Here is a 12,745-nt window from a genome sequence, read left to right as displayed (position 1 = left end):
CCGCCCCGGAATGACCGGGAAATATTAACATGACACGCGAAGATATCATCGCCGAAGCGCGGTCGTGGATCGGCACGCCGTACCGGCATCAGGCATCGCTCAAGGGCATCGGCTGCGATTGTCTGGGGCTGGTGCGCGGCGTATGGCGCAATGTCATCGGCATCGAGCCGGAACGCGCGCCGCCTTACGCACCGGACTGGGCCGAAGCCGCGCGCGGCGAGCCTTTGGCCGAGGCTGCGGCGCGGCATCTCTCGCCCATCGCTTGCGATCAATTCGCCGAAGGCGATGTGCTGTTGTTCCGTTGGCGCGACAACCTTGCCGCCAAGCATATGGCGATCGTAACCGCGCGCGATCTCATGGTGCATGCGCATGATGGCGCCTGCGTCGCGGAAGTCGCGCTGGCGCCGTGGTGGCGCCGCCGTATCGCCTATGCCTTCCGGTTTCCGGGGGTGAGTTAGAGACAAATAGCTTTGTCGTCCCCGCGAAAGCGGGGACCCATACGCCGTGCCTTATCGACAAGGCGGTGGCTATGGGTCCCGGCTCGCGGCGCTTCGCGCCTTGGCCGGGACGACGGTGGGGAAATCATGGCTGCATTATTACTCTCAGCCGCGGGCTCGACGGTCGGCCGCGTGTTCGGGTCGGCAGGCGCCATTGCCGGGCGCCTGGTCGGCGCACTCGCCGGCAATGCCATCGACCAGGCTTTGTTCGGCGGGCGCGAGCGCAATGTCACCGGGCCGCGGCTGTCCGATCTCGAGGTGATGGCCTCGACCGACGGCGCGTCGATCCCGCGCGTCTATGGCCGCGCGCGCCTCGCAGGGCAGATGATCTGGGCGACCAATCTCGAAGAGGTCGTGACCACGGAGAGCCAGACCACCGGCGGCGGCAAAGGCATGGGCGGCTCGCGCACCACCACCAACACGACGACTTATTCCTATTACGCCAATATCGCGCTCGGCCTGTGCGAAGGAAAGATCAGCGCGGTGCGCCGTGTCTGGGCCGACGGCAAGCCGCTCGATCTGTCCGGACTGACGATGCGCGTTTATCGCGGCGACGAGACGCAAACGCCGGACCCGCTGATCGTCGCCAAGGAAGGGCAGGCGCCGGCCTATCGCGGGCTTGCTTATGTCGTGTTCGAACGGCTGCCGCTCGAGGATTTCGGTAACCGCATCCCGCAATTGACGTTCGAGGTGGTGCGCGCCATCGGCAAGCTCGAGACCATGACGCGTGCGGTGACGCTTATTCCGGGCTCGACCGAGTTCGGTTATGCACCGTCGACCGTGGTGCAGGTGATGGGGCCGGGAACGTTCGCGGCCGAAAACCGGCATGTGAGCTTCGCGCCGTCCGATATCGTCGCCTCGCTCGACGAGTTGCAAGCGGTGGCGCCGAACCTGGAGAGCGTCGCCATTGTCGTTGCCTGGTTCGGCGACGACCTGCGCTGCGGCACATGCCGCATCAGGCCGGGCATCGACAATGCGGTGAAGCAGACCGACGGTGTGACGCATGCGATTCAGACCTGGGTCGTTGCTGGCGTCGATCGTGCGTCGGCCTATGTCGTCTCGCAGCACGACGGCCGCGCGGCCTATGGCGGCACGCCGTCGGACCAGAGCGTGCGCGACCTGATCGCGCATCTCAAAGCGCGCGGGCTGAAGGTGACGCTCTATCCCTTCGTGATGATGGATATTGCGGCCGGCAATACGCGCACCGATCCCTATAGCGGCGCGGGCTCGCAGCCGCTTTATCCGTGGCGCGGGCGCATCACTTGCGAGCCGGCGCCGGGTGTCGCCGGTTCGCCGGACGGCACCGCGACGGCGGCGGACCAGGTCAATGCTTTCTTCAGCGGTGGGCCGGATGGCTGGAATTATCGCGCCATGATCCTGCACTACGCCGCGCTGGCGCAGGAGGCGGGCGGCGTCGATGCTTTTCTAATCGGCTCGGAATTGAAGGCGCTGACGCGCGTGCGTTCAGCGTCCGGCGTCTATCCGGCGGTGAACGCGTTGGTCGCACTCGCCGCCGAGGTGCGCGCCATTGTCGGCGGTAGCACCAGGATCACCTACGGCGCCGACTGGACCGAATATGGCGCGCATGTCGTGGATGCTGGAGCGAGCGAGGTGCGCTTTCCGCTCGACGCACTATGGGCGTCGCCCAACATCGATTGCGTCGGCATCGACTATTACGCGCCGCTGGCCGACTGGCGCGATGAGGCTGATGCGCTCGACCGCGAACTTACCGACAGTCCGTATCGCGTTGATTATCTTGCCGACGGGCTGAAGAGCGGCGAGGCCTATGACTGGTACTATGTCGACGATGCGGCGCGCCTCGCGCAGGAGCGCAGCGCCATCACCGATGGACTCGGCAAGCCGTGGATGTTCCGCCAGAAGGACATCTGGAGTTTCTGGTCGCAACTTCATCATGAGCGAGTCGGCGGCGCCGAACTGCCGACGCCGACCGCCTGGCTGCCGCAATCAAAGCCGATCTGGTTCACCGAGCTTGGCTGTCCGGCGGTTGACAAGGGTGCCAACGCGCCGAATGTGTTTCCGGATCCGAAATCGTCGGAAAGCGCGCTGCCATATTTTTCCAACGGCCAGCGTGACGACCTGATCCAGCGGCGTTTTCTCGAAGCGGTGCTCGGGACCTTCGATCCCGATTTCGGCGACGCCAGCCTCAATCCGGTGTCGAGCGTTTATGGCGGGCGCATGATCGCGCCGGGCTCGATCTATCTATGGACCTGGGACGCGCGGCCTTATCCCGTGTTTCCGGCGGCGAGCGACGTGTGGGGCGATGCCGGCAATTGGAATACGGGGCACTGGCTGACGGGCCGGCTCGGCAGCGCGCCGCTCGATGCGCTGGTTAGTGCGCTCTGCGCCGACAGCGGCATCGCCAATGTCGACGCGCGCGATCTCGGCGAGGGGCCGGAGGGCTATGCCGTGGATCGGACGATGACGCCACGCGCGATGCTCGATCCGCTGGCACTGGCTTTCGCCTTCGATGCGGTCGAGCAGGATGGCGTGTTGCGCTTTCGTCAGCGCGGCGGCGTGCCTGTGGCTGAGCTTACCGAAGACGACCTGGTGTTGCCGGACGATGCGGCGCCGGTGCGACTAACGCGGGCGCAGGATAGCGATCTGCCGCGGCAGGTGTCGCTCGCATTCACGGAGATCGGCACCGACTATCAGCGCGCCACCGCAATGTCGCGCCGTCTGGTCGGCGCCTCGACGCGCAACGCCAGCGCCGAACTGGCGATGGTGTGGCGCGGCGAACAGGTCGAGCGGCGCGCCAATATCTGGCTGCAGGATCTGTGGGCAACGCGCGAGCGTGCGAGCTTCGCGCTACCGCCGAGTCGGCTCGTGCTGACGCCGGGCGATGTCGCGGCCATCACGGTGAACGGACGGCGGCGGCTGATCGAGATCGAGGAAATCGCCGACGCCGAGTCGCGCGCGATCACCGCGCGCTCGATCGATCCCGAGGTCTTCAATATGGCGCTGTCGCCGCCAGGGCGGCAACTGGTGACGGTCCCGGCGCCGGTCGGGCCACCGCATGCCATTGCGCTCGATCTGCCGAACCTGAATTCCGAGACGCTTGTGGCGTTGTCGCGACTCGCGGTGTTCGCCGATCCGTGGCCGGGGGCGGTGGCGGTGTGGGCCTCGCGCGATGGGGCCAGCTTTACGCGTGCCGCGCTCGCCACCGCGCCCTGTGTCATTGGCGAGACGCTCGATGATCTTGTCGTCGGACCGACGGCACGCTGGCATCGCACCGATGTGCGGGTGAGGATCTATGGCGGCGCGCTGTCGTCGGCGTCCGATCTCGCTGTTCTCAATGGCGCCAATGCGGCGGCGCTGCGCAATGCCGATGGCGTTTGGGAAGTGATCCAGTTTGCCGAAGCCGAACTGATCGGCGAGCGCACCTATAGGCTTTCGAAACTGCTGCGCGGCCAGGCCGGCAGCGAATGGGCGATGGCGCCGTTGCTGGCGGCGGGCGCGCCTTTCGTGCTGCTCGACGGCCGTGTGGTCACCATCGCCAGCGGCAGCGACGCGCGCGACCGCACGATGCAGTTGCGTGTTGTTGCCGCCGGCCGTGACACCGCCGACGCCGCCGCACTGGCGCTCGACGTGACGCCGCAGTCGACCGCGCTCAAGCCGTTGGCGCCGGTGCATCTGCGCGCCGCGCGCGATGCTGCCGGCGTGACCTTGCGCTGGATCCGCCGCACGCGCACCGAGGGCGATAGCTGGAGCGGCGAGGTGCCGCTTGGCGAGGACAGCGAAGCTTATGAGATCGACATCATGTCGGGCAGCACGGTGAAGCGCACGCTGACAGCGGCGACACCGTCGCTGTTCTATGCCGCGGCCGACGAGATCGCCGATTTCGGCGCGGCGCAAACCAGCCTCACCGTCCGTATCGCGCAACTGTCGGCGACGGTTGGGCGCGGATTCACGGCGCAAGCGACCTTCCGGGTCTGACTTCTCACAAACGGATGGACAATGACCGACACGGCCAATCTCGGCCTGCCTTGCATCGAAGGCAGCCAGGCGCAGAAGCATGTCACGCATAACGAGGCGCTGCGTATCCTCGACACTCTGGTGCAGCTCGCGGTCAAGGACCGCGATCTCACGGCGCCGCCGGGTTCGCCCGTGGAGGGCGACCGTTACATCGTCAAGTCCGGCGCGACGGGAGTCTGGGCGGGACGTGTCAACGAGATCGCGGCCTGGCAGGACGGTGTCTGGCAGATCAGCGCGCCGCGTGTCGGCTGGCTGGCTTATGTGATCGACGAGGGCGCGCTGCTGGCGTGGAACGGCAGCGCCTGGGTCGATGCCATCGCCGCGTTGACCTCGCTCAACAATATGACTCTGCTCGGTGTCGGCACCACGGCGGACGCCACCAATCCGTTCAGCGCCAAACTCAACAATGTCTTGTTCACGGCGAAGACGGTGGCCGAAGGCGGCGATGGTCATCTGCGCACCAAGCTCAGCAAGGAGAGCGCCGTCAAAACGTTGTCGTTTCTGTTTCAGGACAACTATTCCGGCCGCGCCGAGATCGGCCTGACCGGCGACGACGATTTTCATTTCAAGGTGTCGCCGGACGGCTCGGCCTGGCACGAGGGCATCGTCATTGACCGGGCCACGGGCGCGGTGACGTTTCCCAATACAACGATCGCCGGCGGTCGCGAACTGCTGACCGCCAACCGTACTTATTATGTGCGCGGCGACGGCGCCGATACCAACAATGGCCTGAGCAATTCGGCCGACGGCGCCTTCAAGACCATTGCCAAGGCGGTCAGCGTCGTTGCCGGGCTCGATCTGTCCGTCTTCGGCGTCACCATCCAACTGGGTGCGGCCGGCACCTATGCCGGATTTGTGGTGAGCGCTCCCTTTGTCGGAGGGCCGGGATCGTTCGTCCAGTTGCAGGGCGATACCGGCGCGCCGGGCTCTTACGTCATCTCCTCGCAGATTACGGTGCAGAACAATGCGGGCCTGCTCGTCAAAGGCGTCAAGTTTGTCTCGAGCGACAATGGCCTCAACGCATCCGCCGGTGCGACGGTGACGATCAACGGCGCGGTCGAGTTCGGCGCAACCACTTCCAATCACATTTACTGTCAGCAGCAGGCGCGCGTCCTGATCAATGCGGCCTACAGCATCACCGGGAGCGCTGCCTATCATATCCAGTGCCGCGACGGCGGCTTTGTTTTCGCGGCCGGGCTCATCATTACGATCAGCGGTACGTTGAGCTTCACTTACGTCACCGCTTATAATTGCGGGATCGCGCAACTGAACTCCAATACATACGCAGGCAGCTACACGGTGACCGGTTCGCGCTACAGCGCCAACGTCAATGGTTGCATTCTCGTCCTCGGCGCCGGCGCGACCTATCTGCCGGGCAATTCGAGCGGCAGCACCGCGAGCGGCGGGCAATACAGCTAGCAGCCGGACCTCTTTCGCACATATCGGAGATAACCATGACCGCATCGTCTTACGATGCCGCGCTGGCGCGTCTGCTCGCGCATGAAGGCGGCTACAGCAATCATCCGTCCGATCCGGGTGGTCCCACCAAGTTCGGCATCACGATCGCCGACTATCGCAAGTATGTGAAGCCGGATGCGGCGGCGGCCGATGTCAAGGCCATGACGGTTGCCGAAGCGAAGACGATCTATCGCGCGCGCTATTGGGACGCGCAGCGCTGCGATGAATTGCCGGCCGGCGTCGATTATGCCGTGTTCGATTACGGCGTAAACTCCGGCATCGGCCGTAGCGGTAAGGTGCTGCGGCGGCTCCTCAAGCTGCCGGATACGACGCACAAGGTGACTGATGAGGTGATCGCCGCGGCGCGCCGCGCGGATGCCGCGGCGCTGGTCGTGGCGATCTGCGACGAGCGGTTACGTTTCCTCAAGTCGCTGAAGACCTGGCCGGTGTTCGGCAAGGGCTGGGGCCGCCGCGTCGCCGAGGTGAGGGCGGCGGCGCTTGCGATGGCGCAGCAGGCTACGGCACCGCCGCCGGTCGCTACCACTGCGAATGAACAGCCCGCCACGCGCGGGCTTTTTCATGCCTTCGTTTCAATGCTGAACGCGATGTCGAGGAGATCATGACATGTGGGACAAGGTGAAAGACTGGTTCCGGCATTCGGTGACCATCCTGTGGGCGCGGTTCGTCACCTGTGCCGGGCTCGTCATGGTTGCGATTGAATCGGCGCTGCAGGATCCGGTGGTCTCCCAGGCCATTCAGTCGGCGCTGCAGCCCCGCTACATCCCTTATTTTGTCATTGCGATCGGCCTTGTCACAGAGTTGGCGCGGCGACGCACGCTCAACAGGGACTGACGCGATGATCGCCACCATCCTCTCCTGGCTCGGCAATCTCCTCGGCGGGCCATTTGCCAAGGCAGCGGTCGATGCCTATCGCGCCAAGCTTGATGCTGCGAATGCCTCCGAGAAGATCGCCGCCGATCTGGCCGCCCGTGCGCTCGATGTCGAGGCGCGTGAGCGCGAACTGGCCACCCAGCTCATCGTGTCGGAGCAGGGCCGCTGGTACACGGCGCTGCCGCGACCGCTGTTCGCTGGCGCATTCATTATTTACGTTTGGAAGGTGGTGGTCTGGGACAAGGTCATGGGCCTTGGCACCACCGACGCCTTGTCCGGTGACGTCGCGCAATGGGCCATGATCGTGCTGACAGCTTATTTCGGCGGACGCAGTCTCGAGAAGGTGGCGAGGATTTTGGCGAGGCGGTAAGGTCCGCGCGTCATTCGCGGAGCCTTTGCATGACCGACATCTTCGACGCCGTCTCATCGCGCTACTCTTGCCGTGCCTTTCTCGACAAGCCGGTGCCGGAGAGAATCGTCCGCGACATCGTTGAGCGCGCGGCGCGCGCGCCGTCGGCGGGCAACATGCAGCCGTGGTGCGTCTATGCGCTGGCGGGGAAGCGCGTCGAAGAACTCAAGAGCCTGCTGCGGCCGCGCATGGCGAGCGAATTGCCGAAAGGCGAGGGCGTCGAATACGTCATCTATCCGCAACCGATGGCGGAGCCCTATCGCGTGCGCAGCTTCAAGGTCGGCGAGCTGCTTTACGAGGCGATCGGCGTGCCACGCGAGGACAAGCCGGCGCGTTATCGGCAATATGCCCGTAATTACGAATTCTTCGGCGCGCCGGTGGCGTTGTTCTTCGCGCGCGAGAAGGAGCATGGCGCGGCGCAATGGGCCGACATCGGCGGCTATCTGCAGACGGTGGCGCTCCTGGCGCGCGGACATGGCCTTCACACCTGTCCGCAACAGGCCTGGGTGTCATTCCACAAGACCGTGCGGGCTTTTCTCGAACTGCCCGACCATCTCATGATCTATTCCGGTATGGCCCTGGGTTATGAAGATCCGGCCGCGCCGATCAACCAATGGCGCGCGCCCCGCGCGTCGCTCGAGGACTTCGCCTCGTTCGAAGGCTTCGAGAGCTAACGGCCCGCACAAAAAAGCCGTTCAGCGAGCGTTCACCGGCGCGCTGTTATTCCCGCCTCATGCCGGTTTCCCGCGTAACCACCACGTTAATTCTGCTCGGCTGCCTCATTGTCCCCGGTGAGGCTTCGCTCGGCGCCGACCGCTCGCCGCGCGCGTGCCTGACCAGGGCGGAGCAACGCGACGCCATTGCCGAGCGCAAGGCCATTCCGCTCGCCGCTGCCATCAAGGCGCTGCACGAGCGCGGTCGCCGCGGCGAGGTGGTCCGTGCCGAGCTGTGCCGGCAGGACGACAGGCTCGTCTATGAACTGACCCTGCTTGGCCGCAGTGGCAAGGTGACCCGCGCCGTGCTCGATGCCGGCAGCGGCCAGCCGATCTCGGGGCTTTAGTCCCCGTCGGCCTCTCCCCACCGTGAAAAAGGCATAATTTCCGCCGAGATCGTCGCCGTCCGATTTCGGCTAGGATCGCCGAATTGAAGCGAATCGTGCGGAGACATTTGCCTTGCGCCTCCTCGTCGTCGAGGACGATCCCGATCTCAACCGCCAGCTGACCGGCGCGCTGACCGATGCCGGCTATGTGGTCGACCGCGCCTTCGATGGCGAAGAAGGCCTGTTTCTCGGCGACACCGAACCCTATGACGCGGTGGTGCTCGACATCGGCCTGCCAAAGATGGACGGCATCTCCGTGCTCGAGTCCTGGCGCCGCAATGGCCGCACCATGCCGGTCCTGATGCTCACCGCGCGCGACCGCTGGAGCGACAAGGTGCAGGGCTTCGACGCCGGCGCCGACGATTATGTTGCCAAGCCGTTTCATCTCGAGGAAGTGCTGGCGCGGCTGCGTGCGCTGCTGCGCCGCTCGACGGGCCATGCCAAAAGCGAATTCGAGTGCGGGCCGGTGCGGCTCGACACGCGCAATGGCCGCGTCACCGTCAACGGCAATCCGGTGAAGCTGACCAGCCACGAATACCGGCTGCTCGCTTATCTGATGCACCACAACGGCCGCGTCGTCTCGCGCACCGAACTCGTCGAGCATCTTTACGATCAGGATTTCGATCGCGACTCCAACACGATCGAGGTGTTCGTCGGCCGCATCCGCAGGAAGCTCGGCATCGATATCATCCAGACCGTGCGGGGCTTGGGCTACATGCTCGCGCCGCCGGACAGCTAAGTTCGATGCGCCTCAATTCTCTCGCGCTGCGGCTGTTCCTGTCGGCCTCGGCCTGGACGGTGGCGATTCTGCTGGTGACGGGCATCGTTCTGTCATCGCTCTACCGGCAGACGGTGGAGCGGTCGTTCGATCGCAGGCTTGGCGTTTATTTGCGCACGCTGGTGGCCGATGTCGCCGCGCCCGAAGACGACCGCTTTCCGCAGGCGCTGGGGGAGCCCTTGTTCGAATTGCCGCTGTCGGGCTGGTACTGGCAAGTCACCAAACTCGGTGGCGCCAAGCCGGAGCCGCGCGCATCGCGGTCGCTGTGGGACGGCGGCCTGCCGCATCTGGCCGATATGGGCGTTGCCGCCGGTCCGGACGGCTCGCGGCAAGGCTATGTCACTGGCCCGGAAGCCCAGACTTTGCGGCTGGTCGAGCGCAACATCGATCTTGGCGAGGAAGGCCAGTACCTGGTCGCGGTAGCCGGCGACGCAGCCGAAATAGCCGATGAAGTTCGTGCCTTCGACAGGGCGCTGCTCATCACCTTCGCGATCCTTGCTGCGGTGCTGCTGCTGACCACGATGTTCCAGGTGCGTTTCGGTCTCGCACCGCTCAAGCGCATCACCAACAGCCTCGCCGCGATCCGCTCCGGCAATGCTGAGCGTCTTGCCGGCGATTTCCCGGTCGAGATTGCGCCGCTGGCGCGCGAGACCAATGCGCTGATCGAGGCCAACAAGGGCATCGTCGAGCGCGCGCGCACCCATGTCGGCAATCTGGCGCATGCCTTGAAGACGCCGCTGTCGGTGATGGTCAACGAAGCGGCGGCACGGCCGGGCGATCCGCTTGCCGAGAAGGTCGAGGAGCAGGCCGCGATCATGCGCGACCAGGTGGCGCGGCATCTTGAGCGCGCACGGATCGCGGCGCGCGTAACGGTGGTCGGCTCGGTGACCGAGGTGGTGCCGGTGGTCGAGGCGCTGGCGCGCACCATGGAGAAGATCCATCGCGGTCGCACGATCGCTATCGAGGTCAGGGCGGCTGACGCCGTCCGCTTTCGCGGCGAGCGCGCCGATCTTGAGGAGATGCTCGGCAACCTGATCGACAACGCCTGCAAATGGGCGGCCTCGCGCGTCGTCATCGAGGTGCTGCGCGATGGTGCCGGCGACGGACAGGTAGTGCGCATCGTCGTCGATGACGATGGTCCCGGGCTGACCCCGGCCGAACGCGAGCAGGTCGCCCGCCGCGGACGTCGGCTCGACGAGACCAAGCCGGGCTCCGGCCTCGGTCTGTCGATCGTGGTCGAACTTGCCGGGCTCTACGGCGGCGAACTGACGCTCGGCGCGGCGCCGATCGGGGGCCTGCGGGTGGAATTGACGCTGCCGGCGGGGTAATCACAGCTGTGGGCGCCGGACTTTCGCCCCATTTGTTGCCTTTCGATACCGTTATAAGTTCCAGACAGGCGCGCGATCGTCTGCTTCCTCTCCACTGCCATCCGGGGGTTCCCATGTCCGCAACCAAGTTTCTTGCCATCGCCGCTGTCGGCCTGTCGCTCGCCGCCTGCGCGGGCAACCCCGACGGTTCGGGTCCCGGACCGCGTGAGCAAAGCGGCACTTTGCTCGGTGCCGGTGGCGGCGCGCTTCTGGGCGCGGCGGTCGCGGGCGGCGGCACCGGTAGCCGTCTGGCCGGCGCGGCCATCGGCGGCGTGCTGGGCGGCCTGATCGGCAACCAGATCGGCCAGTCCCTCGACGAGCGGGACCGCGAGCGGGCCTATGCCGCGCAGATGGACGCGCTGGAGCGGGGCCCATCGGGTGCGCCGGTGACCTGGAAGAACCCGGACTCGGGCCGTTACGGCACGGTCGTGCCCGGACCGGCCTATGTCGAGCGTGGCAGGAACTGCCGTTCCTACACCCACACCATCTATGTCGGCGGTCAGCCCCAGACCGCGCGCGGTACCGCTTGCCGCAATCCGGATGGCACCTGGACACCGCTGACCTGAGCCGACGCGGCGCAACTCCGGCGTTTCGGGGCGTTTGAGCCCCGAAACGTCGCTTTGCCGCGACATGCTTAAGCGGTTCTTAACGGCCCGCGCGCTATCACAGCCGCTTAGCGACCATGGTGGGCAAAGCCGGCGATGGCGGGCGCCGACACGATTGAACGACTCCAGAACTATCTGCGTGCGCTCGCGCCGCAGGCGCGTGCTCTGCTGCTCGGCGAGTTCGAACGCAGTCTGCTGCGCGGCGAGGATCTCGGCGCCGCCGAAATCGTGCTGCAGGAACTGCGCCGTATCGCGCGCGAGCAGCAGGCCGGGCCGCCACGCATCGGTCACACCGCGCGCATGTTCTTCAAGCCGCTCGAGCCGTTTCTCGTCGACGATCTCGGCCAGCACCGTCATCCGGGCCGCATCGCGCGCGCCTCGCTTGAGCCGTTGTGGACGTGGATCGGCCGCGATCTCTTGCCGCGCGACACCGCGGAGATGGACGATCTCGTCAACACCGCGCTGCAGGCCGGCGACGATGAAAAGGCGCAATATCTCATCCGCACGCTGCAGGACCGCGTTGCCGTCGCACTGAACGACAGCATGCGGTCGGCCGCCGCCGACGAGCAGGCGCGCCGGCGCATGCTTGGACAGATCGGCACGCAGCGCGCCGAGGAAGACGCGCAGACGCTGAAATGCGTCCTGAGGGCGCGTGACGGCCTCAATGCCATGCAGGCGCGCCTGCCGGTACAGGTTGGCAATCTCTCCAGCAAGACGCTCGATGAATACAAGGCGCTGATCGAAAAGACCGGCGCGCCGGGCACCGATCTTTTCCTCTATTCGTTGCTCACCGTGCGCAGCCGGCTGGCGGCGCCGTGGCAACTCATCCGCTTCGGCGTCAAGGCCGCCGGCAGCGACACCGCCGCGCGCGTCGCCGAAACGCCCTATGGCGTATCGGTGAGTATCGTGTTGTCCGAGCTCGAGCGGCAGGTGCTCGAATTGCGCGACGATCTGCGTAGCGGACGCGGCGTCGCCACCGGCGCGCTGCTCAAAACCATCCACGATTCCGCCCGCGGCCTGCGCACCGAGCTCGACCTGCCGGTCGACTCCACCTGGGGCCGCACCTTGTCCGGGTTGCGCGGCCAGATTGGCGAAACGCTGCGCGCCGAGATCGAATCCATGCCGGGCAGGGTGCGCCGGCTCTTGCGCGTCCGCTCCGCCGCCAACATCGCGCCGAAATCCACCGTCGATGAGCAGGATGCGGCCGAGACCGAAGCCTTGGTGTCGTTCGTCGGCACCTGCCGCCACTTCGCCGGCGAACTCGCCATCAACGAAATGACGCAGCGGGCCTATTCCGACCTGCAGCAGTTCCTCGACAACAACATGAACAGCCTGATCGATGCGCTGCGTCAGTCCGGGCCCGCGGAGCGGCCCTTCCGCAAGTCGCAGGTCGACGTCGCGGTGCGGCTCTGCGCCCTGGTGTTCGGCAAGGACTACGCCGTTCAGTTCGCCCGGGCCGCCGAGGTCGCGGCGGCCGCCGCCGAGGGCGTCAAGGGCTCGCGGGCCGCGAGCGCCTGAGCGCCGCACCGGCAGCGGGGTGCCGATTCAAGGCCCGAATCGCAGCTTTTTCGCCGCAGCCACAATTGATTTTGCTCATTGCCGCCACGATCGCGGCTGATGTATTGGCCTATACTAATGTAAAGGGAGT

At 65.9% G+C, this 12,745-nt stretch carries 12 protein-coding genes; all 12 read left to right on the top strand.

Annotated elements, in window-relative coordinates; translation table 11 throughout:
• The first annotated feature begins 29 nt into the window (after positions 1–29).
• Positions 30–458, top strand: coding sequence for an NlpC/P60 family protein (locus E8Q40_RS15960; protein ID WP_137045472.1), 429 nt, complete (start codon positions 30–32; stop codon positions 456–458).
• 126 nt (positions 459–584) lie between these two features.
• Positions 585–4,451 (top strand): glycoside hydrolase/phage tail family protein, encoded by a 3,867-nt coding sequence (locus E8Q40_RS15955; RefSeq protein ID WP_137045471.1) that lies wholly within the window; start codon positions 585–587, stop codon positions 4,449–4,451.
• Between the two features lie 21 nt (positions 4,452–4,472).
• Positions 4,473–5,909 carry a DUF2793 domain-containing protein gene (locus tag E8Q40_RS15950; protein ID WP_137045470.1) on the top strand — a complete coding sequence of 479 codons (1,437 nt, stop codon included), beginning with the start codon at positions 4,473–4,475 and terminating at the stop codon, positions 5,907–5,909.
• 35 nt (positions 5,910–5,944) lie between these two features.
• On the top strand, positions 5,945–6,571 hold the full coding sequence (locus tag E8Q40_RS15945; protein ID WP_137045469.1) for a glycoside hydrolase family 108 protein: 627 nt from the start codon (positions 5,945–5,947) through the stop codon (positions 6,569–6,571).
• Between the two features lies 1 nt (position 6,572).
• A complete protein-coding gene (locus E8Q40_RS15940) occupies positions 6,573–6,800 on the top strand; it encodes a hypothetical protein (RefSeq protein WP_137045468.1) in 228 nt (75 codons plus the stop codon).
• 4 nt (positions 6,801–6,804) lie between these two features.
• Positions 6,805–7,209 (top strand): hypothetical protein, encoded by a 405-nt coding sequence (locus tag E8Q40_RS15935; RefSeq protein ID WP_137045467.1) that lies wholly within the window; start codon positions 6,805–6,807, stop codon positions 7,207–7,209.
• 29 nt (positions 7,210–7,238) lie between these two features.
• Positions 7,239–7,922 carry a nitroreductase gene (locus E8Q40_RS15930; protein WP_137045466.1) on the top strand — a complete coding sequence of 228 codons (684 nt, stop codon included), beginning with the start codon at positions 7,239–7,241 and terminating at the stop codon, positions 7,920–7,922.
• Positions 7,923–7,981: 59 nt separating this feature from the next.
• Entirely contained in the window at positions 7,982–8,308 is a 327-nt protein-coding gene (locus E8Q40_RS15925) for a PepSY domain-containing protein (protein ID WP_137045465.1), read from the top strand.
• Positions 8,309–8,420: 112 nt separating this feature from the next.
• Complete coding sequence (locus E8Q40_RS15920) at positions 8,421–9,086, top strand: response regulator transcription factor (RefSeq protein ID WP_137045464.1); 666 nt, start codon at positions 8,421–8,423, stop codon at positions 9,084–9,086.
• A 5-nt stretch (positions 9,087–9,091) separates the two neighbouring features.
• The gene (locus tag E8Q40_RS15915; RefSeq protein ID WP_137045463.1) at positions 9,092–10,453 is read left to right on the top strand and encodes a sensor histidine kinase; all 1,362 of its coding nucleotides are present in this window, start codon (positions 9,092–9,094) and stop codon (positions 10,451–10,453) included.
• A 113-nt stretch (positions 10,454–10,566) separates the two neighbouring features.
• Entirely contained in the window at positions 10,567–11,058 is a 492-nt protein-coding gene (locus E8Q40_RS15910) for an RT0821/Lpp0805 family surface protein (protein ID WP_137045462.1), read from the top strand.
• 135 nt (positions 11,059–11,193) lie between these two features.
• On the top strand, positions 11,194–12,615 hold the full coding sequence (locus E8Q40_RS15905; protein WP_137045461.1) for a hypothetical protein: 1,422 nt from the start codon (positions 11,194–11,196) through the stop codon (positions 12,613–12,615).
• The last annotated feature ends 130 nt before the right edge of the window (positions 12,616–12,745 follow it).

Origin of the sequence: Pseudolabrys sp. FHR47, from assembly GCF_005153485.1 — a bacterium.
GTDB lineage: Bacteria > Pseudomonadota > Alphaproteobacteria > Rhizobiales > Xanthobacteraceae > Pseudolabrys.
Note: the sequence above shows the minus strand (reverse complement) of the source record. Positions and strands in the feature narration are given on the sequence as shown.